Origin of the sequence: Streptosporangium sp. NPDC002544 (assembly GCF_040295965.1) — a bacterium.
GTDB lineage: Bacteria > Actinomycetota > Actinomycetes > Streptosporangiales > Streptosporangiaceae > Streptosporangium.
Window position 1 is genome coordinate 26,990 of sequence record NZ_JBEOWJ010000028.1, and the last position, 23,545, is coordinate 50,534.

At 72.4% G+C, this 23,545-nt stretch carries 15 protein-coding genes; 9 read left to right on the forward strand and 6 right to left on the reverse strand.

Annotation, left to right across the window (positions count from 1 at the left end; all coding sequences use genetic code 11):
* Positions 1–241: 241 nt before the first annotated feature.
* The gene (locus ABT061_RS34035) at positions 242–3,913 is read right to left on the reverse strand and encodes a protein kinase domain-containing protein (protein ID WP_350925777.1); all 3,672 of its coding nucleotides are present in this window, start codon (positions 3,911–3,913) and stop codon (positions 242–244) included.
* A gap of 205 nt (positions 3,914–4,118) precedes the next feature.
* On the reverse strand, positions 4,119–4,613 hold the full coding sequence (locus tag ABT061_RS34040; protein ID WP_350925779.1) for a DUF3145 domain-containing protein: 495 nt from the start codon (positions 4,611–4,613) through the stop codon (positions 4,119–4,121).
* A gap of 207 nt (positions 4,614–4,820) precedes the next feature.
* Here ABT061_RS34040 and ABT061_RS34045 point away from each other — a divergent pair, with 207 nt between their 5' ends.
* Genes ABT061_RS34045 through ABT061_RS34060 form a run of 4 tightly spaced genes read left to right on the forward strand, consistent with a single transcriptional unit; the run spans position 4,821 to position 9,502 of the window.
* A complete protein-coding gene (locus ABT061_RS34045; RefSeq protein ID WP_350925781.1) occupies positions 4,821–5,888 on the forward strand; it encodes a S8 family peptidase in 1,068 nt (355 codons plus the stop codon).
* A 60-nt stretch (positions 5,889–5,948) separates the two neighbouring features.
* Positions 5,949–6,527, forward strand: a complete 579-nt coding sequence (locus tag ABT061_RS34050) for an RNA polymerase sigma factor (RefSeq protein ID WP_350925783.1) — start codon at positions 5,949–5,951, stop codon at positions 6,525–6,527.
* Complete coding sequence (locus ABT061_RS34055) at positions 6,524–6,988, forward strand: hypothetical protein (protein WP_350925785.1); 465 nt, start codon at positions 6,524–6,526, stop codon at positions 6,986–6,988. Before ABT061_RS34050 ends, ABT061_RS34055 begins: the two co-directional genes overlap by 4 nt.
* Positions 6,989–9,502, forward strand: a complete 2,514-nt coding sequence (locus tag ABT061_RS34060; protein ID WP_350925787.1) for a CHAT domain-containing protein — start codon at positions 6,989–6,991, stop codon at positions 9,500–9,502.
* A 7-nt stretch (positions 9,503–9,509) separates the two neighbouring features.
* Here the strand turns inward: ABT061_RS34060 and ABT061_RS34065 are convergent, their stop codons facing one another.
* Both ABT061_RS34065 and ABT061_RS34070 read right to left on the reverse strand, forming a co-directional pair.
* Complete coding sequence (locus ABT061_RS34065) at positions 9,510–10,625, reverse strand: alkaline phosphatase family protein (RefSeq protein WP_350925789.1); 1,116 nt, start codon at positions 10,623–10,625, stop codon at positions 9,510–9,512.
* Positions 10,622–11,212: a DUF5998 family protein gene (locus ABT061_RS34070; protein ID WP_350925792.1), complete on the reverse strand. Its 591-nt coding sequence runs from the start codon at positions 11,210–11,212 to the stop codon at positions 10,622–10,624. Before ABT061_RS34070 ends, ABT061_RS34065 begins: the two co-directional genes overlap by 4 nt.
* A gap of 371 nt (positions 11,213–11,583) precedes the next feature.
* Here ABT061_RS34070 and ABT061_RS34075 point away from each other — a divergent pair, with 371 nt between their 5' ends.
* Positions 11,584–12,066, forward strand: a complete 483-nt coding sequence (locus tag ABT061_RS34075) for a hypothetical protein (RefSeq protein ID WP_350925794.1) — start codon at positions 11,584–11,586, stop codon at positions 12,064–12,066.
* 53 nt (positions 12,067–12,119) lie between these two features.
* On the opposite strand, the gene ABT061_RS34080 is transcribed toward ABT061_RS34075, so the two are convergent.
* Positions 12,120–14,738 carry a bifunctional acetate--CoA ligase family protein/GNAT family N-acetyltransferase gene (locus tag ABT061_RS34080; RefSeq protein ID WP_350925796.1) on the reverse strand — a complete coding sequence of 873 codons (2,619 nt, stop codon included), beginning with the start codon at positions 14,736–14,738 and terminating at the stop codon, positions 12,120–12,122.
* Positions 14,739–14,937: 199 nt separating this feature from the next.
* Between ABT061_RS34080 and ABT061_RS34085 the strand changes: the two genes are divergently transcribed.
* The 4 genes from ABT061_RS34085 (at position 14,938) to ABT061_RS34100 (ending at position 21,051) form a co-directional block, all read left to right on the forward strand.
* Positions 14,938–15,831 (forward strand): carbohydrate kinase family protein, encoded by an 894-nt coding sequence (locus ABT061_RS34085; protein ID WP_350925798.1) that lies wholly within the window; start codon positions 14,938–14,940, stop codon positions 15,829–15,831.
* Positions 15,832–16,279: 448 nt separating this feature from the next.
* Positions 16,280–19,645: an ATP-binding protein gene (locus ABT061_RS34090; RefSeq protein ID WP_350925800.1), complete on the forward strand. Its 3,366-nt coding sequence runs from the start codon at positions 16,280–16,282 to the stop codon at positions 19,643–19,645.
* A 707-nt stretch (positions 19,646–20,352) separates the two neighbouring features.
* Positions 20,353–20,568, forward strand: coding sequence for a hypothetical protein (locus tag ABT061_RS34095; protein ID WP_350925802.1), 216 nt, complete (start codon positions 20,353–20,355; stop codon positions 20,566–20,568).
* A 351-nt stretch (positions 20,569–20,919) separates the two neighbouring features.
* Positions 20,920–21,051, forward strand: coding sequence for an ALQxL family class IV lanthipeptide (locus ABT061_RS34100; RefSeq protein ID WP_350925804.1), 132 nt, complete (start codon positions 20,920–20,922; stop codon positions 21,049–21,051).
* 323 nt (positions 21,052–21,374) lie between these two features.
* On the opposite strand, the gene ABT061_RS34105 is transcribed toward ABT061_RS34100, so the two are convergent.
* Positions 21,375–23,444 (reverse strand): RecQ family ATP-dependent DNA helicase, encoded by a 2,070-nt coding sequence (locus ABT061_RS34105; protein ID WP_350925957.1) that lies wholly within the window; start codon positions 23,442–23,444, stop codon positions 21,375–21,377.
* Between the last annotated feature and the right edge of the window lie 101 nt (positions 23,445–23,545).

Consider the following 23,545-nt stretch of genomic DNA (forward strand, 5'->3'; position numbering starts at 1 on the left):
ATTCCAGCCGGCGGCGGCGGGGGATGGATGCCCATCCCTCTTGTGACCAGCAGGGTGGCTTTGGCCGCTGTGGAGCACATCTCGGCGGGCCTGTTCGCCGTCACGGTCTATCGACCATGGGATGGGGACCTGGTCCGGTGCTGTGGGGTGGCGAGGGGGTGCGGCAGCCGGTGGTTCCCGGCCTGGCCGACTCTGGACAGGAGGCTCCCGGGCGGGGGCTTCCCGTTGTGGACCCGTGGCCTCACGCGCCCCCGCTCGTACCGGTCTCGGGGCAGACCTCCCGGTAGGGCAGGTCGGGCAGGTAACGCGCCCACTCCTGGGTGGAGAGGTTCCCGCCCGCCCGCCCGCACACCGCCGCGACGACCCGTGGGGAATCCAGGGGGAACTCCTGGAAGCCGCCGTCGCGCGCGACGTGATACAGGCTGGTGCCGTCGAGGTCGAGCGAGATCGCCGCGACCTCGTCCGTGTGCCCGGTGATGGCGGAGCCGATCTGCCGGCCGGTGGCGGGATTCCAGAGCCGTACCGTGCCGTCCCGCCCGGCACTGGCGAGCAGGCCCTGGTCGAAGACCAGATCCGTGACGGCGCCGGTGTGACCGACCAGGACGGGGCCGAGGCGCTGCCAGGTCCGGGCGTTCCAGAGTTTGATCTGGCCGTTCTCCTCACCGGTGGCGACGGTGGTGCCGTCAGGGCTTACCGCCACCACGCTGTTGGAGTCGGCCGCTCCGCTCGGCCTGTTGACCAGCTTGCCCGAGGCGACGTCCATGAGGCCGACGGCGCCCAGGCTGCCCACCGCCAAGGTGCGCCCGTCTGGAAGGAACGCCAGGCCCGCGCGGCCGAACAGGGCGGGCATGTCGCTGCGCTGCTGCTCGATGAGCCGGATCGGGCGCCCGCTCGGCAGGTCCCAGAGCGCGAGGGCCCCCAACGGCTCGGGGCACTCCCCGCAGGTGAGGTAGAACGTGGCGGCGAGGGTCCTGCCGTCCGGGCTGAGCACGAGTTCCTCGATGCCGTCGTACTGGTACGGGCCGACCACCGCGTCGGTTCGCGGCTTCTGCTCGCTGTAGGGGAAGGAGGCGAGCATGCGCCGGGTGGAGACCTGCCATACGCTCACCATCGTGCCGTAGCCGACGACGAGGGTCTTCCCGTCCTTGCTGAAGGTCGCGGCGGCCCGCGCCAGGTGATCGTTCGTGAGGTCGTCTCCCGGCACCCGGAGGGGATCGCCCAGCGGCCTGCGCAGCGCCGTGTCCCACAGCCGGACCTCTCCGCTGCCCTCCACCGCCATGACGCGCCCGTCGGGGCTGAACACCGCGTCGTGGCCGCCGGCGCCGCTGAGCAGCGGATGGGTGTAGGCATCGATGTCGAGGGTCAGCACCGAACCCCAGTCTCCGAGCAGACGGAGCGTGCGACCCTCAGGACCGAAGCGGGGCGTCACGCTCCCCAGGCCGGGAAGCGGGTAGCGGGCCAGCTCACGACGATCACTCATCCGCCAGAGCGTCACCCTGGCGCCCTCGGCGTCGGAGTAGGCGAGAAAGCGGCCGTCGGCGCTGAACGCGAACCGCGGAATCGACCGCGTCGGCGCGAACTTTCCGGCCGACCGCGTGCCGGAGGCGACATCCCACAGTTCCGCCCGCCACTCCGTCCGCGCCTGGTCGAACGCCGCGTTCACGATCGTCCTGCCGTCGGGGCTGATCGCCACGGGGAGAAAGCCGCCCCGGGAGAGCCACGGTGCCGGCACCCGCGTCCGGGTACGGAGGTCCCACAGCTCGGTCGCCGGCCCCGTGTCGCCGACGCCACCTGACGGGATACCCGATATGACGGCCCTGTCGTCGACGGACAGGGCAGTCACGTCGAGGTAGGTCAGCGTCGTCGGCGGCAGGATCCGCCGCCGGCTGTCCACGTCCCACAGCTGCCCCTCCGGCAGCTCGCCGCCCTTACTGACCACGAGCAGGCGTCCGCTGGGGCCGAACTCCAGTTTCTCCGCGAGCCTGAGGAAGGACGTGTCGCCGAACTCGGCGCCGATCTGCTTTCCCGAGGCGAGGTCCCAGAGCCGCAACCCGTCACCGGCGGCCGTGGCGAGCCTGGTGCCGTCCGGGCTCAGGGATGCGGCGAAGGCCGGCTTGCCAGCCGTGGTGAAGGTGTGGAGTCGCTCGCGCGTGCCGACCTCCCAGACTTGAACCTCGTTCTCGTTCACGTCGGCACGCATCCGGCCGTCGGGGCTCAGGGCGTGGACCGTTGTGGCGGTGCCGTCCGGATCGGCGAACAGGTCCTGCTGTGGCTGGGCCAGCGAGCTGTAGAGGCTCGACCGGGCCTCGGCGACGGGAGCGGTCTGCCACGCGGCCACGCTCAGCAGCATCGCCGCCCGCGGGTCGGTGGCCCGCAGCGCGTCCGCCCTGCCCGCTATCGCCTGGGCCTGCGCCCGGTCCAGTTGCTCGGCCACCGTGCGGCGCTGCTGTTCCGCGAGGCCACCCGCGGCGACCGCGAGGGCCAGCGACACGGCCAGGCTGAGGGTGACCAACCGGCGTCGTCTGCCCCGCCGGCGGACCAGCACCGTGCTGGCGGTGAGGAAGCTGCTCTCCGAGCCGGTGAGGTTCAGGTGGTGGCGGCCGGTGGCCGCCCACTGGAGCGCGGTCTCCAGCGCGCTTCCCTGGTAGAGGTCCCCGTCCTTGATCCCGCCCGTCTTCCAACGCCGGGCCGCGGCGTTGAGCCGCCAGTGAACCGGCAGGCCGCCGCGTTCGGCGTCGACCCATTCGTGCAGGCGGGGCCAGGCCCGCAACAGCGCGAGGTGGGCGATGGTCACGGTGTCGGTGTCCGGGTCGGTGACGATGAGACCGGCGGAGCCGTAGGCCGCGAGCACCTGCGCCACGAGGGCGGCCTCCTCCTCGGACCTGCCGTCGGCGAACTCGGCACGCGGAGCCCGCCTGAGCGTGTCCTGGCTGTCCTCGTCGACGCCGACCATCCGCAGGAAGATCTCCGGCATCAGCCGCTGCGCGGCGGGCGGCAGGCTGAGGTAGACGGTCTCGGCGTGCGTGCCGAGGGCGGGGTCGGCGGCGTTCAGCTGCGCGGGCGGGCGTACCCGCTCGGCTGCCCGTACCCCGTCCCGGAGAAGCGCGCCGGTGTCGCCGGGGTTCCCGATCAGGCCCATCAGCAACTCCTGTGCCGACGGCCGCAGCTCCGGATCCTTCTCCAGTGCCCGTCCGACCAGGATGCGGAGCGAGCCGTCCAGGACGCTCAGGTCGGGGTGAAAGGTCAGGACACGGTGCAGGACCGCGGCGGTGGCCTCACCGGTGAAGGCGTGGTGGCCGGTCGCCGCGAAAAGGATCACCGCTCCCCAGGCGAACACATCGGCGGACGCCTGCGCGCGCTGCCCTGACAGCACCTCGGGCGCCATGTACGGCGGCGTGCCGGCGGCGAGGCCGTCGGTGGTCAGTGACGCCTCCTCCGTTCGCGCGATACCGAAGTCGATCACTCGTGGACCGTCCGGGCCGAGCAGCACGTTCTCCGGCTTCAGATCCCGGTGGATCACCCCTGCCCGGTGGATGGAGGCGAGGGCGGTGGCGATGGCGGTGGCCAGGCGGTGGAGCCCGTCACCGTGGTAGGGCCCGGCGGTCGTGACCGCCTGCTTCAGCGTCGGGCCATGGACGAACTCGCTGACGATGTAGGGCGGGGACGCCTCGGGGTGAGCCTCGATGACCCTCGCGGTGCAGAAGGAGGAGACCTTCTGGGTGGCGGCGACCTCCTTGGTGAAGCGTCCCCGCAGTTGCGGATCCGCCCTACCGCCGGCACGCAGAACCTTGATCGCGACTCTGCCGCCCGTCTCGTCGTAGGCGTCGTAGACGACTCCCTGCCCGCCCTCGCCCAGGCGCCCCGCGAGCCAGTAGCCACCGATCCGCTGAGGGTCTCCGACACGCAGTGACACGCCCACTCCCGACGATCCAGATTCCGATCCCCCTTTATGTCGCTATGAAGGCAGCAAAAGTTGCGGCATCCGGCGAGAAACTCAGCCGTGTCTCCCGGCGCGACATGCGCATGATCATCCGCCGACCCGGCAGGGGGTCGTCAGGGCGGGTACGGGCCGCTCACCTCGACGGGAGCGCGCGAGACCGGCGGGGCGGACCGCGAGGTCAGACGGCGGCGTGCAGCCAGCGGACCGGTGCGCCCTCCCCCGCGTAGCGGAACGACTCAAGCTCGGCATCCCACTGCTTGCCCAGCAGGCGATCGATCTCCTCCTCCAACACCACGCGGCCCTGGCGTGCCATCAGCATGGCGGAGCGCAGCCGGTCCTCCGGGATCAGGATGTCACCCGTGGCCCCGACAACGGCCGTGAAGGCACCGAGAGACGGGGTGTAGGCGTGCCGGGCCCCGTCGACACCCGGTGAGGCGTCCTCGGTGATCTCGAAGCGGATCCGCTGCCAGCCCATCAGGGATGAGGTGATGGCCGCCGCGGTCCCCACCCGGGCCTCCCACTCGGCCTGTGCGCGCACGTGACCGGGCGCGGCGGGCTGTGGCGTCCAGGTCAGGTCCACGGGTACGCCAAGAACGCCTGCGACCGCCCATTCAATATGAGGGCACAGCGCAGGCTGAGCTGAGTGGACGTAAAGCACGCCACGAGCAGACACCGGACCTCCCGTTTCGGTACGAGGTGCGCCTTCCCCAACGGCCTCGTCCCAGGATGATCACAAGTGACTGAAGGAGAGACTACCGTCGGTCGTGACGTCGCACCAGAGGGGGGTCATACCAAGATGTTGCGACGCGGACGCTTGGCCAGGGCATCCTCGGGAGCGAAGAGAACCCCCGCAAGCTGGTGAGCACCCCCGGAGGACCAGATGGATACCGATATAGAACGGGTGGAACCCATCCCCGGATCGCCCGCTCTGATCAGAAAAGGTCAGTTGCTGACCGACGCCTCGGGCATGGCCGCCACCGCCCGCTGGGCCGACGCCGTCACCGAGGCCCAAGGGATCTACCGGGTGCGGCTCTCATCGGGCGTGGACGTCTGCGACCTGGTGGCGTCGTTACGGGAGCGGGGACTTCCCGCCTCCCCCAACCATGTGCTGACGGGCCAGCCGCTCTACTTCGGAGGTCCGGCCTCCCGCCCCTTCCCCACCCTCGCCCTCCCGATGCCCGAGCCCGCCGCGGACGGGCCCGCCACGACCGCCGTGACGGTGGCGCTGGCCGACACGGGCCTGGCGTCGCACCCGTGGTGGCGGACGAGCCCGTGGTTTCTGGAACGGGGACAGGAGTCCGCGGAGGTGCCCGACTCGGACGGCGACGGCGAACTGGACCCCCAGGCGGGGCACGGCACGTTCATCGCCGGGCTGGTCCTGCGGTCGGCCCCGGCGGCGAGGCCGCGGCCGATCCGGATGCTGAACAGCCACGGCATCGGAGACGAGGCCGGACTGCTGCGCGTCCTGGGCCGGCTCAGGGCCGAACCACCCCGGGTGCTCAACCTGTCCTTCGGCGGGCACACCTTCGACGACGGCCCCTCCCCGCTGGTGGAGGCCGCCCTGACGGAACTGGCCGGCACGGTCACGGTGGCCTGCGCGGGCAACACCGCCTCGGACCGCCCCTTCTGGCCCGCCGCCTCGCCCGAGGTGATCGCCGTCGGAGCACTGGACGCGGCGGAGCAGGCCAAGGCCCCGTTCTCGGCATACGGCCCGTGGGTCGACGCGTGTGCCCGTGGCGAGTGGCTGTCCAGCACCTTCCTCGAACACGGCGCGTTCCGCGGCTACGCGCGCTGGAGCGGGACCTCCTTCGCCGCCGCCCTGGTGAGCGGGGCGATCGCCGCGGCGTCGGCGGACCGGCCCTCGCGGGAGGCCGCGAAACACGTCCTCGATCCGGTGGGGGCCAGGCGGATCCCCGATTTGGGAGTCGTCGTGCCCACGCCCGGCTAAAGTCTCACCCAAAGTATTCACTCGAATACTCAGAGTGCCTTATGTGGCCCGGAGGTGCCGGTGAGCGACCAGCCCACGATCGAGGCCGTCCTGGCCGGCGACCAGGCGGCCTGGGACGCGCTGGTCACCCGCTTCACGGGCGCGCTGTGGTCGGCGGTGCGCGCCTACGACCTGAGCCCGGCGGACGCCGCCGACGCGGTGCAGGGCACGTGGCTACGGCTGCTCGAGAGCCTGCACACCATCCGTGACCCGGACCGGATCGGTCCCTGGCTGTTCACCACGGCCAAGCGCGAGGCGTCCCTGCTCCGCCGGCGGCACCGGGGCGAGCGGCTGGTCGCCGACCCGGTGGACGCGGAACGTGCGTGCGTGGACACCGAGCCGGCCGACGCCGGGCACGTCCACGCCGATCCGGCGCTGGCCGTGCTGACCGCCGACGAGAGCCGTCGTCTGTGGCAGGCCGTCGACCAGATGCCCGAGCCGTGCCGCTCGCTGTTCCGGCTGATGGCCACGGCCCCCGACGCGGGCGTCCACCAGCTGGCCGGGCGTCTGGGCATGCCCAGCGGCAGTTACGGCCCCACCCGGGGTCGCTGCCTGAACCGACTACGCACCATGCTCACCACTCGGGAGGCGACACCGTGACGCGACATCCGACGACGATCGACGACGAGTCCCTGATAGCCGCGCTGCGCCTGGCCTCCGGGAGCGACCCGGTGCCGGCCCAGGTGACGACCGCCGCCCGTGCGGTCTTCGGTCTGCGGCTGCCCGGTGCCGGCACGGCCCGCCCCGTGGTCACCCCCGCGCCGCAGGGCGTCCGGTCCACCGAGGAGCCCCGGCTGCTGAGGTTCGTCGCCGCCGAGCTCACGGTGGAGCTGGAGGTCACCTCCCTGGACGGGCTGGTCGACCTGGCGGGCCAGGTCTCCCCCTGTCCCGAGGCGGGCACGCTGGTCGAGATCCGCACGCTACACCTCACCGAGTCGCGCCCCCTGTCCCCGACGGGCCAGTTCGCCGTCACCGGCCTGCCGCCGGGCTGGTTCAGCGTGGTGTGTCACCGGCCGGAGAGCTTCCCGGTGGTCACCAGCTGGACCCGGATCCGCCCGTAGTTGACCTTCGACGAGGCGCTCGCCGCCGCCGAGCGCGCGGTCGACCTCTCGGGCAGCGACCCGGCCCGAGCCCTCGCTCTGGCCCGTACCGTGCTCGCCTCGCTCCCCGCGTCCTGCCGGGGAACGACCGGCCAGACGGGTGATCCGGACGGCGGCGGCGCGGTGCCGGAGCGGGCCTCGGGCTGCCGGCACTGCGAGGCGGAGGTGGTGGCGCACCGGGCACTGGCGGTGGCGGCACGTGAGCTCGGCGACCTGCCGTTCGCCGAGGAGCGGTTGCACCGGGCGGTGGAGATCTCACTGCGGGCCGGGCTGCCGCACCGGGCCGCCCAGGCGCGCCTGTCGCTGGTTCACATCCGCACCGAGCTGGGCCACCCGGAGCAGGCACTGGCCATCGCCACCGACGCCGAACCCGGTCTGGCCCCGGCCGAGCTGGGCAGGCTCGGCGTGCATCGCGCGATGGCCCTGGCGAGGCTCGGCCGCTACCGCGAGGCCGTCGAGCACTGCGACCGGGCCATGACCGTCCTCGGCGACGACGTCAGGTTCGTGGCCGGGGCGATGCTGAACCGCGGGCTCGCCCGGGTGTTCCTCGGGGAGTTCGAGGCGGCGGAGGCCGACCTGGGCCGGTGCGCGGAGCTGGCGAGGGACGCGGGCCTGGAACATGTGCTCGCACTCGCCGAGGGCAACCTGCCGTTCCTGGCCGCGCGGCGCGGCGACCTGCCCGCCGCCTTCACCGCCTACCGGCGCGCCCAGGACCTCCTGCTCGACTACCCGGAGCGGCTGGCGACGGTCCGCTGCGACCTGGCCGAGGCACTGGTCACCGCCCACCTGCCCGGCGAGGCTCGGGCGCTGCTGGACATGGCGGTTCCCGAGCTGGCGGCGGCGGGCGCCAGGGTGACCCTGGCCGAGGCCCGACTCCTGCTCGCCAGGGTCGAGCTGCGCACCGGAGATCCGCGCCGTGCCCGGGAGAGCGCGGAGCTGGCCGCCCGCGAGCTGGCCGCGCAGGGACGGACGGTCCTGACGCCGCTCGCCGAAGAGATCCTGCTGCGGGCCCGGCTCGCGCTGGACCCGTCCTCCGCCGAGTTACCGGCGACGGTGCCGGAGATGCTCTCGTGCGCCGAGGCGCTCGATGCCGCCGGGCACCGGGACGCCTCGGCGGCGCTCAGGCTCAGCGCCGCCGAGATCGCGCTCCGGCTGGGTGACCGGCCGTCCGCCGAGGGCCAGCTGGCCCTCCTCGCCCGCTCGGGTCGCGGAGTGGTCGCCCGCCGGGCGACGGCGCTGCGGCGGTTCCTGGCCGGCGACCGGCGGGGGGCGTTCGCGGCGGTGCTGGCGGGCCTCGCGGAGGTGGGGTCCGGAACGAAGGCGTTCGAGGACCCGGTGATGCGCGCGCACGCCGCCAGGGAGGGTGAGCCGCTGGCCGAGTTCGGGCTGGCCCTCGCCATGCGGACCGGGCGAGGCCGCACGGTCCTGGCGTGGGCCGAACGGTGGCGGGCGGTCACCGGGGGCGCGGGCCTGCCGCTCGCGCCCGGCCTGGCCGCGCTGCGAGCGGCGCTCGGGGAGTCGGTCCTGGTGGAGTTCGTCCGCCACGAGGCGGAACTGGCCGCCGTCGTGGTCACCGGGGAGCGTGTGACGCTGCGCCGCCTCGGCCCGTTCGCGACCGTCGCCGAGGCCACCGTCCGCCTCCGGTACGGGCTGCGCAGGACACACCTGCTCGATGGAAGGGCGCCAGAGTCCGGCGCGGAGGCCGCGGAGCTGGAACGGCTGCTCTTCCAGCCGCTGCGTGACCGGCTGGGCGACCGGCCGCTGGTGATCGTGCCGACGGGGGCGCTGCACATCCTGCCCTGGCCGCTGCTGCCGATGAACGCGGACCGGCCGGTGAGCGTGGCGGCCAGCGCCGCCGCCTGGCTGGCCGGCAGGCAGGTGCCCGCCGTGCGGGACGGGCGTGTCGTGACGGTGGCGGGGCCGGGGCTGCGGTGCTCGGAGGCCGAGGCCCGCATGGTCGGCGAGTGCCACCCGGGGACCGAGCGGGTGGCGGCTCGGCGGGCGGAGGTGATGACGGCGCTGGAGCGGGCGGACGTGGCGCATCTGGCCGCGCACGGAATGTTCTCCCCGCGCAGCCCGCTGCTGTCGAGCATCGATCTCGACGACGGCCCGCTGATGGCGTACGACCTGCTCCGGCTGCGCACCCCGCCGGGCCTGGTGGTGTTGTCGGCGTGCGACGCGGGGATGGCGCACGCCCCGGCCGACGGGGCGCCGCTGGGGCTGGCGGGCACGTTCCTGTCGCTGGGGACGCGGTGCGTGGTGGCCAGCCTGGTGCCGGTGCGCGACGAGGAGACGCTGGCTCTGATGACCGCCTTCCACGGGTCGCTGGCCGCCGGCGCCCCGCCCGCACGGGCACTGGCCACCGCGAGCGGGAAGACCGGGGTGGCGGGCTTCGTCTGCTTCGGGTGCGGGGATCAGCCGGTGGCGTCAGGCCCCGGGGAATCGGTCACTCGACCGGCCCACGACCCGGCGTAGCGCTGGTCTATCTGGTGCTCACCTCCAGGAGGGGAACGTGCTGCTCGGCGGGTGTCAGCGAACCGTGACAGCCGACGAAGGCCGCCTCCTGCGGCTCGGCGACCGAGGCGACGATGGCGCAGTCGGTGTACGGAACGGCGAGGACGTCGCCGATCCTGGGCAGCCATTCGGGGCGGACCCTGGGGCCGAACCAGCCGGATTCGACCGCCTCCTGGCGGGATGCCACCCATGCCTTTCCGGCGAGGATGTCGCGCCAGGTGTCGAGGACCGCCTCCGCAGCGCCGGGGACGGTGTAGACGTGACGGGCCCTGGCCTCCCCGCCGAGCAGTGCGACGCCCTCGCGCAGCACGCCGAGCGTGTCGACATCGACGCGCTCGGTGACGTTGACCATGCCGTGGTCGGCGGTGACGTACATCGCCGAGCCGGGCGGGAGCGTCTCGGCCAGTCGCTCGGCCATCCGGTCGACCCGGGCGAGCTGGTCGAGCCAGGCCGGGGAGCCCCAGCCGGTCCGGTGGCCGATGGAGTCGAGGTCTCCGTAGTAGACCGAGACGTGGGCGCGGGGCTCGGTCAGCGCGTGGCGGACCCCGGCGATCCGGTCGTCGACCTCGTCGGCACCGACGAAGCGCACGCCCCGGTAGACGGCCCTGTTGAAACCGGTGGTCTCGAACCTGGCCGGGCCGATGTAGCTGACCGGGATGTCGGCCGCCGCCGCACGCTCGTACACGGTCGGAGCGGGCTGCCAGTCGCCGGGCTCGACGAGGGGGCCCTGGGCGGTCCAGCGCAGGCAGTTGAGCATGTAGCCGGCGCCGGGCACGGCGAGCTGGTAGCCGAGCATGCCGTGCTCGCCCGGCGGCAGACCGGTGCCCAGCGTGCCCAGGCTGGTCACGGTCGTGGCGGGGAAGCCCGCGGTGAGCACCCGGTCGAGCCTGGCGGACAGGAACGGCGCGGCCAGCGGGTGGGCGCGGAGCAGTTCGGCGCCCATGCCGTCGACGAGGAAGAGCAGGACTCGCTCTGCCGGGGCGAGGCCCAGCGGGTTGTCGCCGTCCATCCCGACCGCGGCGAGCAGCGAGGAGGACAGGTCCGCGAGCGAGGCCGTCCCGTAGGCGGGGACCAGCGGGGTCATGAGGCGGTGCGGGCGGTGGCCTCCGACAGTGCCTTGGCGAAGGCCAGCACGTGGGAGACGGCCTCTGGCCCGTCGGCCGCCTCGCTCACCCGCAGGGAGAGGTCGTCGGCCGTGATGGCACCGGTGTATCCGTGGTCGGCCTCGCAGTTCTCGTCACCGCAGGTGGCCGGCTCCAGGTCGACGTGGGAGATGGCACCCCAGCCGATCGTGAGCGTGACCTCCGTGGGCGGCACGCCCGGCACGTAGGAGGCGGGGTCGGGGACGACCCTGGTGACCGCGACCGACTGGATCCGGCTGAGCCGCACGGCCTCGGTGGTCGTGGAGGCGTGTGACGCCGACACCCCCTCCACGGGCGGGTGCTCGTCGGTGTGGCAGACGAGTAGCCGGGTGGGTGAGAGCACCAGCACCGTGACGTGCCTGCGCACCTCCATGGCCGGGTCGAAGGTGGCCTCGTGGTGCACGACGTAGGCGCCCACCTGCTCCTTGCCGAGCGCGGACTCGACCGCGTCGGCGACCAGATCGGGATAGTAGCCACTGCGGTCGATGGCGTCGCGCAGGCCGGCGGACGAGAGTCGGGTTTCCCTCATGGGTCCATCCTGCCCTGTCCGGGGCAACGCTTTCACCGGGAGCGCGCGACCTTTGGCAGGTGGTGCAAATCGTGATCCGCCCCACCACGGCCCCTTCCCGGCCGCGTGGACGCCGCCGGACGTCCTCACCGGCCCTCGACTTTTCCCTTCGATCGGTTTGGCGTGATCCTTTCGGGGCTACCGGGAGCAGTGGCGGTGGCACGCCTGCCGTCCCGAGCCGCGGCGACGGATGGTTCACCGCATTCGGCGAATGTTTCGCAAATCCAAGCATGTTTTCACCGCATCGGAATTGGAGGCGGTGGATTCCCAGCGGAATCGGGGGATGAGGAAATATGACCGATGAACGTCCAGATCCTGCGGGGTGCGGGCCGATGCGACGAATCGGTCTCGTGCTGACCGTCGCGGCGGCCGTCGCGGGCGTGCCGCCCGCCCTGGGAGCGAGGTTCCCCGGCGACCTGATCCTCACCACGGTCCACGACGGCCCGTTCGAGGCGGGTGGCACCGGCACGTTCTCCATAGACGTCACCGCCGACCCCGCCTCCGGCGGGATCGGATACCCGACCGAGGTCACCTACTACTTCCCCGCGGGCCTGACCCCGGTACGGGCCTCCGGCGCGGGCTGGAGATGCTGGATCACGGGCGGCAGCGTCGGCTGCGAAACGCGTGACCTGGCCTCCCCCGGCTTCCAGCTTCCCCGGATCACGGTCGGCGTGACCGTGGCGAGGGACGCCACCGGCACGCTGACCGCCTCCGGCAGGGCGGTCGAGGCCGTGGCCGTCCCCACCGGGACCCGCCCTGCGACCGCCACCGTCGCCAGCACGGTCCAGATCGTCCCCGCGACGCCCGCGACCTGAGCGAGGCCGGGGTGCGCCGTGCTCTCCCGCCGTGGGCCCGGCGGGAGAGCACACTAGCCGAGGCGCCGAGGGCCGCCGTCGGGACGCGGTCCCCGGTGGCTGCGGAGCACGGCCCGGGCGCCCAGCACGGTCACCCCTGACTCCCCCACCAGCACCGGGTCGAGGGTGAGCCGCGCCACCTCGGGGAGGTCGTCCGCCAGCCGCCCGAGCCGGATCAGCAGGTCCTCCAGCGCCTCGACCGCGACCGGCGGGTAGCCGTACTCGCCGAGGAGCAGGGGGGCTGCGCGCGGCGACCTCACCAGTGCCGCCGCGTCCTCGCGGGTCAGCGGCGCCAGCCGGTACGCCTCGTCGCGCAGCAGCCGTGCGGTGATCTCGCCGAGCCCGAAGGAGACGACCGCGCCGAAGGCGGGGTCCTCCATCACACCGGCCACGGTCGGCACCGCGGGCTGCGGAGCCATCCGCTGCACCGTGAGCACGGCCTCGGGTTCGAGTTGGCGCGTCAGGTCGGCGTAGGCGTCACGCACCCCGTCGGGTCCCGACAGTCCCAGGCGCACGGTCCCGGCGCGCTTGGCCGCCTCGGCTCCCGCGGCCTTCAGCACCACCGGCCAGCCGAGCCTGGTCGCGGCGTCGACCGCCTCCTGGGGCGAGGTCACCGTCTCCGACGGCCAGACCTCCACCCCGTAGCAGGCGAGCAGCTGCGAGGCGTCGATCTCGGCCGGGGCGTCGCCAAGAGCGGCGAGCACGAGGCTCCGTGCCGCACCGGTGTCGACGCTTTCGATCTCCTCGGGCACCCCCGCGGGCTGCTCCAGCCAGCGCGCGTGCCGCACCACATGGGCGAGCGCGCGGACCGCCTCCTCCGGCGCCGTGTACGAGGGAATGGAGCCCCGCTCGGGGGTGGCGCCGACCCGCAGTTCCCCGAGCATGCCGATCTTGCCCTCGAAGATGGCCAGCACCGGTTTGCCGCAGTCCCTGGAGGCTCGCAGCAGCTCGGCACCGACCTCTTCGGCGTTGCCCGGGATGGGCGGCATGTAGATCGCGACCACCGCGTCCACGTCCGGGAGCACCGAGGCCAGGGCCGCGCCGAACTCGGCGGCGCCCGCCCGGGCGCCGAGGTCGACCGGCGGTCTGGGCGCCAGGCCGACCCGCACGCAGGCGTCGGCCGCCAGCAGCGCCATCGCGTCGGAGTTGCCGACCAGGCCGACCCTGGGCCCGGCGGGCAACGGCTGGTAGGCCAGTAGCTGCGCCACGTCGAACTGCTGGATCAGGTCGTCCACCCTGATCACTCCCGCCTGCTCGAACAGCGCGCTGAGCGCGGTGTCCGGCAGGCCGAGCACGGGCGCGGCGTGACCGGTGGGCACGCCCTGGGTGGTGCCGCCGCTCTTGACGACCACGATCGGCTTGCGGCGCGAGATACGCCGCGCGAGGCGGGCGAACTTGCGGGGGTTTCCCAGCGACTCCAGATAGAGCAGGATCACGTCGGTCTGCGGATCCTCCTCCCAGTACTGGAGCAGGTCGTTGCCCGACACGTCGGCGCGGTTACCCGCGGAGACGAACGAGGAGATGCCCATGCCCCGCTGGGCCACCCGCTGCAGCAGCGCGGTGCCCAGGGCTCCGGACTGGCTGAAGAAGCCGACCCTGCCGCGCTCGGGGAGGGTGGCGGCGAGCGTGGCGTTCAGGCGTACCGATGGGTCGGTATTGGCGACGCCGAGGCAGTTGGGGCCGACGACCCGCAGGCCGTACGCACGGGCGATGCGCACCATCTCGTCCTGCCTGGCCCGCCCCTCGGGGCCGGTCTCGCCGAATCCGGAGGAGACCACGATCAGCCCGCGCACCCCCTTCTCCGCGCACTCCTTGACCACGTCGATCACCCCGTCGGCGGGTACGGCGAGAACGGCGAGGTCCACCTCCCCGTCGATGTCCGTCACACTCGGGTAGGCCCGCACCCCCGCCACGGCCCGCGCCTCACGGTGCACGGGGTAGACCGGACCGGTGAAGTCGGCGCCGAGCAGGTTGCGCAGCACGGTCTGGCCGACGCCGCCCGGCTCGCGGCCCGCTCCGACGACCGCCACCGAGCCCGGCGAGAGCAGTCGCTCGATCGAGCGGGACTCGGCGCGGTGCTCGCGGGAGGCGGTCACCTCCTGGGCGGTCTCGGTCGGGGTGAGATCGAGGGTCATCCGGACCACGCCGTCGGCGAAACTGCTCTGCGCGGTATAGCCGACCTGCTTGAGGACCGCCATCATCTTCTGGTTGGCGGGCAGCACATCGGCGACGAAGCGGGCGATCCCCCGCTCCCTGGCGGTGGCGGCCAGGTGTTCGAGGAGCACCGAGGCGACCCCCCGGCCCTGGTGGGCGTCCTCGACCAGGAAGGCGACCTCCGCCTCGCCGGGTTCGATCCGGTCATAGCGGATGACCCCCACCATCTCAGTGCCGATCGTGGCGATCAACGCCACGCGGTCCACGTAGTCGACGTTGGTGAACCAGGTGATCTCCCGATCCGACAGCCGCGGCCGGGGGCCGAAGAAGCGGAAGTAGATCGACTCGGCGGACAGCCGGCTGTAGAAGGAACGCAACCGGTCGGCGTCGGCGGGCCGAATCGGGCGCACGTGGGCGGTTCCGCCGTCCGACAGGACGACGTCCGCCTCCCAGTGAGCAGGGTACTGAGCAACCTCCACAGCCCCGAGAGTAGACGCGAATCTCACAAGACGGACCACCGGCACGAATTCACGCAACGCTTGTGCATCGACTATGGTCCGGTGTCTGGTCAAGACCCCATACCCTGGCCGGAAGCTGTTAAGTTTTTCGCGGCTAGAGGTACGGCTTGAAGCACGGCCAGAGGCACGTCGGCATCGAAGGCAGCAAGGTGGTGACATCATGACGCGGGTGGTCGTGGTGGGCGATCTCATGACCGACGCGGTCGCGAGAGCTCGCTACCCGTTGGCGAGGGCCAGCGACACACCGGCGGTCGTCACCATGCACGGCGGTGGTTCAGGGGCCAACATCGCCTCCTGGCTCGCCGTCGAGGGCACGGAGGTCGCCTTCATCGGGCGGCGCGGCGCCGACATCACCGGCCGTAACCGCGACATGGAGCTGATGGGCTACGGCGTCGACGCCCGCCTCGTCATGGATCCCGAGCGACCGACCGGCACCTGCGTGGTGCTCGTCACCCACAAGGGCGAGCGCACCATGCTGTCCGACCCCGGCGCGAACGCGGCCCTGTCCCCCGAGGATCTGCCCCGCGACCTGTTCTCCCAGGGCGGGCACCTGCACCTGTCCGGCTACACGCTGATCAACGAGGGTTCCCGCGACGCCGGTATGGCGGCGCTGGAGATGGCTCGTCGCTCCGGGATGTCCGTCTCGGTCGACTGCTCCTCCTCCGCTCCCCTGGAGCGCACCGGCGCCGAGCCCTTCCTGGAGTGGACGCAGAGCGCCAAGCTGCTGTTCGCCAACACCGACCAGGCGAAGGTCCTCACCGGCCGCGACGATCCCGCCGCCGCCGCCAAGGTCCTCACCGCCTGGTTCCCGCAGGTGGTCGTCAAGCTCCGCGACGAGGGCGCGCTCTGGTACGGCAACAACCGCCCCGACCCGATCAAGGTCCCCGCCGGGACCGTGGAACGCGTGGTCGACGGCACCGGCGCCGGTGACGCCTTCACCGCGGGCTTCCTGCCGGCCTGGCTCGGCGGCAAGCCCCCGGCCGAGGCCCTGGCCTCCGGCTGCCACCTGGCCTCCCGGGCCATCTCGCACCTGGGCGCCCGCCCCCGCCTCTAGCGGGAGTCCGCCTGGCCGGACAGACCCGATTCGGCGGTCTTCTCCCCCATGGCCCCGGCCGCCAAGTAGCTCTGCGACAGACCACGGTCGCGGTTCGTGATCGTCACTAGCCGGTCACACCGGCCGATCTCGGGGGCCGGTTGGACGAGGGAGCACGCTGGTACGCCGGGAGTGGGAACCGGAAGAGCCGATCGCGGCGTGGACGCCGCTGGAAGATGACTGAGAGCCGGGGGCGGACAGGGCCGGCCCGACCCGGCTCGGTTTCAGCCTGCCCGGCTCCAGCGGCCGGCAGGCTCTGACCGGCTCTTGTCGCAGGAGAGACACAGTTCGGGGACAGAGAGCGTCCCACTTTCGACTGAGCCGAAATCCGCCGCACGAGTGACGAGGCGGAGCCGGGTTTCCGGCGACTATGGGACACGTCGTGAACCATTCTTCGCCGGGGGGCAGTGTGCGGGGCAGTGAAGCAGGGCACTCGGAGAGCGGGATCGAGAAGTTGCTTCATGGGCGACCAGACGGCGAACGGAGCATCGGGTTCCGGGTTCTGGGTCCCTTCGAGGCCTATGCCGCCGAGGCCTCCGTCAGCCTCGGCGGTCCGCGGCAGCGAGCCCTCCTGGCCCGGTTGGTGGCCGCGGCGGGTACGGTCGTCTCCACGGACACCCTGATCGACGATCTGTATCACGGCGCGCCGCCGGTGAACGCGCTGGCCTCGATCCATGTCCACGTGTCGAACCTGCGCCGGGCGATCGAGCCGGACCGGGCTCCGCGCACCCCGCCTCGGCTCCTGGTCGCCCGGCGGCCCGGCTACATGCTCGCCACAGCGAACGTCGACGCGCTGCGCTTCGGCAGGCTCGTCTCCGACGCGGAACAGCGCCCGCCCGCGGAGTCGCTCAACCTCCTGGAGGAGGCGCTGCGGTTGTGGCGCGACCTGCCCTACGGCGAGTTCGCCGACGAGCTGTGGGCGATCGCCGAGGTGAACCGCCTGTACGAGCTGCGCCTGACCGCGATCGAGCGCCGGACCCAGGCGTTGCTGGATCTCGGCCGTCCACAGGCGGTGATCCACGAGCTGGAGTCCGAGATCGGGGAACATCCGCTTCGCGAGCGGCTGTGGTGGTTGCTCGCCCTGGCCCGCTACCGCAGCGGGCGGCAGGCCGACGCGCTGGCCACGTTGCGCCGGGCACGGAAGGTCATCGCCGAACAACTCGGCCTTGATCCGGGCCCCGAGCTGCAGATGCTGGAGAAGGACATCCTCCAGCAGTCGCGGTCGCTCACCTTCCCGCCCGAGCCCGTCTCGCTGTCGCATCCCCCCTCGTCCCCCGTGGCCGCCGAGATCCTCCCACCGGGGTCGGCCCACGGGCATCTGATCGGGCGGGATCGGCAGCTCGCGACGTTGACGACCCTCCCCGTCCTGATGGACCGGAACGGCGTGGTGACCGCCGCGATCAGCGGCGAGCCCGGCATCGGCAAGACCCGGCTGTTGCAGGCGTTCCGCGACGACTGCGCCGATCTCGGCTATCTGGTGCTGTGGGGGCGCTGCCACGAGGGGGAGGGGGTGCCGCCGCTGTGGCCGTGGCTGCAGGTGCTGCGCGCGCTGGCCGAGTCCGTCCCGCCGCCGGATCGCCAGGCGCTGGCGGGGCTGCTGGGCGATGAGCGGCTCACCGGCGCGCCCGGGACGGCGGCGCGCCATCGCAACCAGCTCATCGCGCAGTGGCTCATCGAGGCCGCGCGGCTCCGGCCTCTGGTGATCATCCTGGACGACCTGCACTGGGCCGACTCCGCCACACTCGAACTGCTCCGGGATGTCGTCGTGCTGTCCGGGGCGCAGGCCAGGAACGTCTCCGTGACCCTGGTCACCGCGTTCCGCGAAGCGGCGTACCGCGACCTGACGGGGCACCCCGGCACCTCCCCGAACGGCGCCTTCAAGCTCTCGGTGGACGAGGTCCTCTACCATCTCGCCCGTTACGATCTGGTGCGCATCCGGCTGAGCGGCCTGACCACCACCGAGGTCCGGGCCCTCGCCGAGGAGCTGGGCGGCAAGATGGACGGCCCCGCGGCCGAGAGACTGGCCGAGCGGACCGGCGGCAACCCGTTCTTCGTCTGCGAGAGCGCCCGCCTGCTGGCCCAGGGCCAGAGCCTGGACATCGTGCCGGACGCGGTGGCCGATCTGATCAGGCAACGGCTGGCCATGCTCGGGCCGCAGAGCACCGAGGTGCTCGGCATCGCCGCGGTGATCGGCAGGAGCTTCGACCCCGGCCTGGTCGCGGAGGTGTGCCAGGCGTCGGAACCGGGCGCGACGCACACCTATGGTCTGCTGGACCGGGCGGCGCAGGCCGGGCTCATCGTCACCGGTGACGGGTGCATGACATTCGTCCACGATCTGGTCAAAGAGACCCTGATCCGCGACGTCCCGCCGCTGCGGAAGGCGATGATCCATCGGGAGGTGATGGCCGCGCTGTCGGCCAAGCCGAGCGCCGACGTGACGACCATCGCCTACCACTCGGTGGAGGCGGGCCCGGCGGCGTACCGGGAGGCGGCGCACTGGGCCCGCGCGGTGGCCCGGCAAGCGAGTTCCTGCGCGGCGTACCAGGAGGCCGCCACCTGGTGGGGCCGGGCCGTCACCGCGCACGGCGCCTGCGGCGGCGACCCCGCCGAGCACGTGGAGCTCCTGCTGCAGCAGGTGCGCGCCCTGCTGGAGGCGGGAGACGCGATGGGCGCCCGCCAGGTCCGCGCACAGGCCCTGCGGGTCACCGACCGCGCCGGAGCGGGCCCCGAGCTGACCGCCCGCGCCCTCACCGCGCTGGACGCCCCGGCCATCTGGACGCTGCGCAACCCGTACGAGCCGGTGGAACTGCAACTGGTGGAGCAGTTCGAGCACACCCTGCGCCTGCTGCCCGAGACCGACAGCGCCGAGCGGACGCTGCTGCTGGGCGGCCTGGCCCAGGAACTGTACGACGGCGGCGCCGACGACACCCGCTGCCTCTCCCTGTCCGCCGAGGCGGTCGCGATGGCGCGCCGGATCGGTGACGCGCACCTGCTCATGCGGGCGCTCAACGCCCGCTCGCTGTCCGTGCCGCAGGTGACCTGCATCGGCGAGCTCATGGAGATCACCGATGAGCTGCACGGGCTCGCGCTGGACACCGGGACGCCGGGATTCGAACTGCTCGCTCACATGATGGACACCCACTACAAGCTGGAGATGTCCGATCTGGAGGGGGCGGACCGGGCCGCCGCACGCTGCGACGTCATGTTGGATCACCTGCGACTCCCGTGGCCGCGGTTCCAGCACACCATGTGGCGGGCCAACCGGCTCGCCCTGGCCGGCCGGTTCGACGAGGCCGATGCCCTGTACGACGATGCCGAACGCCAGACCCAGCGGCTCGGCATGTGGTACGCGGGCGCGGTCGTGGCGAACGGCCGCCTCATGCTGTGCTATCAGCGCGGTGCCATCGCCGAGGCCGGACCGCTGATCGACCAGATCGCCGGTATCCATCCCAGCGTGGACCACGACGCCCGGGTGCTGGAACTGTGCGCCCAGGGCCGCCTGGACGAGGCCCGGGCCCTGGCCCGGGAAGGGTGGCCGCCCCCGCCGATGGACTGGTCGTGGCTGACCATGACCTGCTTGCAGGGCGCGGCCCAGGCCGCCGTCGGCGACCTGCCGGCATGCCGGGTGACCTGGAGGAGACTGCTGCCCTACGCCGGGCGGATCTCGGGCGGATCCGCGGTGGCCTGCATCGGTCCCGTAGACCACTTCCTGGACCTGCTCGCCGCCGCCCTCGGCGAGACCGTCCCGGCCCCCGGGCGCCCGGCGCCGCCGTAGTGGCCGCCGTCGGGGCCGCACCCGCCGGACAGCGGGGCCGGGCGGGCCTCGGGCTCACGCGGGTTGCGCGGCCGGCCACGGCGGGCGGTGATCGATGCGCGTGAGCACCTCCGGGAATCCGAACCGGCGACGGCGCCGGGCCGGTCGTGCTGAGCGGCCTCCCGGTTGTTCAGCGGGGTGCCCGCGATGTGTTCCTGCGCCAGGAACAAGGTTGTCGTTCTGTTGGAAAAGAAGCACTTTGCGCGCCGTGACGCCCAGCGGTCCGAAGATCTCCAGCATGCGCGCCTCATGGCGCATCCGGTCCCGATCATCGGTTCCGTCGAGCCCGGCGCTCAGGTGGGAATGTCGCACGGGCGATGTCCCCCAGGACGTGACGGTCCGCACCGGAGACGCCGTCCCCCGCCGAACCACGTTCATTCACGACGCCGAATCTCCATTCGTGTTCTCCGGCAGGGGACGATGTCGAGCCATTGGTGCGAAACGACTGCCCGGATCTCGCCCGTGACCGGTTCCGCCGGTAATCCTCCGGACGCGGACCAGCCTGCCAGCGGCGCCTAATGGCGGTCTTAAGGTCTCCACGCCCGCCGGGCCGGCCCGTGCCGGGGTGCGCATTAAGAGTGGCTAAGCGGCCCGTAAGAACCCCCGGTTACCGTCGGCATCGTCAGGAGTACACGTCGGCAACTCCCCGGCCCCAAGAGGAGAGCCCGTTGAGCACCGAGTTGGACGAGTACGAAGCGGCACTCCAGGAAAGCCGCCAGGGACTTACCGCCGATCCGGCCACAGCCCCGCCGTTCTCCGCCGGTTGCGAGGGCCGGCCTTTCGCACGGTGGATGCTGCGGTACAACGCACACGGCACTCACCTGACGCATGACGTCGAGCGCTGGATCGCCGGCGCGGCGCCGCCGGTGAACGCGGCCGTGTGAGCGTGCGATCACACCGCCAAGCTGCGGGTTCGCAAACAGCCGGCGTCCCGCTGTGACGCCTGCGACGCCGTGAAGGGCCTCCGCTCCTTCACGGTGCGTCTCGGCTCCGCCACACCCTGAGAAAGGGCTGGGAATCAGTCCGGAATTCTTTGAACGGCGCATCGCGCAGTGGCATACGGCCATGCGGCCGGCAACGGATTCCCTCCTCGACGCCGTATCGGCGAAGGAGCCGGTGGACCTCCTGGACTTGATCCCTGACCGCGCGCCCACGGACTCCGCCGGCCTCGCCGGCGGACATCGAGACCCCCGCATCACCGGCGGGGGTCTTTCCCCAACGGAAGGAAATTCACGATGGAACTCGACATCCAGGCTCTGGATATGCTCCCCGCCCAGGCGGAGAGCCCCCTTATGCCGTGCCTCGGCATCACCTGCGTCAAGTGGAGCTGCCTCACCGACATCACCACCATCACGACCGGCCTCTAACCCGCGACGATCCGCGTCGGCGGATCAGCACGGATTCCCGCGAACCGTTTTCTGAAGGAGATCCACAATGGGGCTCGACGTCCAGGCTCTGGACATGCTCCCCGCCCAGACGGAGAGCCCCCTTTACCCGTGCGGCACATTGCGCCGGCTGTGGCGACGGCGCAGGGCACGGCTGAAGACGGCCGGGCTGGGAGCCTTCTCCCGATCCGGCAGGCCGGGACGGGCGATGACCGCCCTTCGGATCGCCGAGCCCCGGCCTCAGCCCGTATCCCCGGCCGGGAGGACTGATCTCCGAACCGCGAGCCGCACCGTCCGGCGCCCGCCTAGCTGGTGACCGCCAGGGCGAGGGGCAGCACGGCGGGGGCTCCGGCGTGGCGGAGCATGGCGGCTCCCAGGGTCATCGTCCAGCCCGTGTCGATCTGGTCGTCGACCAGCAGGAGCGGTCCCTGGGCCGAGGCGACGGCCGCGCCCAGGGCGGAGGGCATGGCGAGGGTGCCCCGGATCGCCTGGACCCGCTGCGCGCTGTTGAACTGCCGTCCCGGCGGGCCCGACCGGTAGCCGAGATCGCCCAGATAGGACAGACGCCCCACCTGGGCCAGCCGCTCGGCCAGGCTGCGGACGAGTTGTGGGCGGCTGCTCGAGGGCACCGCGACCACGCCGACCGGGCGCTGCGCCCACTCCCAGGACGACAGCACCTTGACCACGGCGGCGAAGACGTCGTCGGGGATCGGCCCGTCGGAGGCGCCGTCGGCCAGCAGGCCGCGCAGGCGATTGCCCCAGCCGATGTCGGTGAGCCTGCCCAGCACCCGCCCCGGCTCGGCGCCCAGTTCCGGCCTGATCCGGCCCTTGAGATCGGTCAGCCCCGTCGGCCACTGCCTGCGCGCCTCGACCTCCACCCCGGGCCGGCGAAGCCGGTCGGCCGCCGAACGCACGGCCTGGGAGTCCACCTCGGGCGAGCGATGCGCGCCGGTGCAGTTGTCGCAGCGCCCGCAGGGGGCAGCGGTGTCGTCGTCCAGGCGGCGGCGGAGGAACTCCTCACGGCAGCCGGTGGTGTCGAGGTAGTCGAGCATGGCCCGCTGCTCGGCCTCCCGCTCGGCGGCGACCCTGGCGTAGCGCGGGGCGTCGTACTCCCAGGGCTCGCCGGTGGACTCCCAGCCGCCCTTGACCCGGCGCACGGCGCCGTCGACGTCGAGGACCTTCAGCATGGTCTCCAGGCGGCTCCGGCTGAGATCCACCCGGTTCTCCAGGGCGGCCGTGGACATCACTCCGCCCTCCTCCAGCGCGGCCAGCACGGCCCGCACGACGGGCTCCGGCGGGAAGGCCAGCGAGGCGAAGTACGCCCAGATGTCGCGGTCCTCGGCGCCGGGCAGCAGGATCACCTCTGCCCGCTCGACCCCGCGGCCCGCCCTGCCGACCTGCTGGTAGTAGGCCACCGGGGACTGCGGGGCCCCGACGTGGATGACGAAGCCCAGGTCGGGCTTGTCGTAGCCCATGCCGAGCGCGGAGGTCGCGACCAGCGCCTTGATCTTGTTGTCCAGCAGCGCCTGCTCGGCGGCGAGCCGCTCGGCCTGTTCGGTCTGCCCGGAGTAGGCGACCACCTCGTGGCCCTGCTCGCGCAGGTAGGCGGCGATCTCCTGGGCGGCGGCCACGGTGAGCGTGTAGACGATGCCGGAACCGGGGAGCTCGTGCAGCGTGCTCGCGAGCCAGGCCAGGCGCTGCTCGGCGCCGCGCAGGCGCACGACCCCGAGGTGGAGGCTGTCGCGCTCCAGCGCGCCGCGCAGCACCAACGTCTCCTCGCCCATCTGCTCGGCGACGTCGCGGGTGACCCTGGCGTTGGCCGTGGCGGTGGTCGCGAGGACCGGCACGCCCTCGGTGAGCTCCCCGAACAGCGTGCGCAGCCGCCGGTAGTCGGGACGGAAGTCGTGGCCCCAGTCGGAGATGCAGTGCGCCTCGTCGACCACGATCAGGCCCGCGCTCTCGGCCAGCTCGGGCAGCACCTGGTCGCGGAAGTCGGGGTTGTTGAGCCGCTCGGGGCTGACCAGCAGCACGTCGACCTCACCCTCGGCGACCTGGTTGTAGACCCGCTCCCACTCCTCGGGGTTGGCCGAGTTGATCGTGACCGCGTTGATCCCGGCGCGCTCGGCGGCGGCGATCTGGTTGCGCATCAGGGCCAGCAGCGGGGACACGATGACGGTGGGCCCCTCACCCAGCTCGCGCAGGAGCGCGGTGGCGATGAAGTAGACGGCCGACTTGCCCCAGCCGGTGCGCTGCACCACGAGCACCCGGCGCCGGTCCATGACCAGTGCCCTGATGGCCGACCACTGGTCCTCACGCAGCCGGGCGTGCTCCCCGGCGAGCGCCCGCAGCCGCCCCTCGGCCTCTTCTCGCAGCATCTGCTCTTCGCTCACCGGTCATTGGTACCAGGTCCGGCCGACTGTTTCACTCCGGACTCCGGCGGTGCCTTCCGCCCGGACGACGTCGCACGATGATGGCC

Coding starts and splice junctions, on each gene's coding strand:
- ABT061_RS34045 (WP_350925781.1), top strand. CDS start 4,821: ATGGATACCGATATAGAACGGGTGGAACCCATCCCCGGATCGCCCGCT.
- ABT061_RS34065 (WP_350925789.1), bottom strand. CDS start 10,625: ATGACCCCGCTGGTCCCCGCCTACGGGACGGCCTCGCTCGCGGACCTG.
- ABT061_RS34070 (WP_350925792.1), bottom strand. CDS start 11,212: ATGAGGGAAACCCGACTCTCGTCCGCCGGCCTGCGCGACGCCATCGAC.
- ABT061_RS34075 (WP_350925794.1), top strand. CDS start 11,584: ATGCGACGAATCGGTCTCGTGCTGACCGTCGCGGCGGCCGTCGCGGGC.
- ABT061_RS34085 (WP_350925798.1), top strand. CDS start 14,938: ATGACGCGGGTGGTCGTGGTGGGCGATCTCATGACCGACGCGGTCGCG.
- ABT061_RS34100 (WP_350925804.1), top strand. CDS start 20,920: ATGGAACTCGACATCCAGGCTCTGGATATGCTCCCCGCCCAGGCGGAG.
- ABT061_RS34105 (WP_350925957.1), bottom strand. CDS start 23,444: ATGCTGCGAGAAGAGGCCGAGGGGCGGCTGCGGGCGCTCGCCGGGGAG.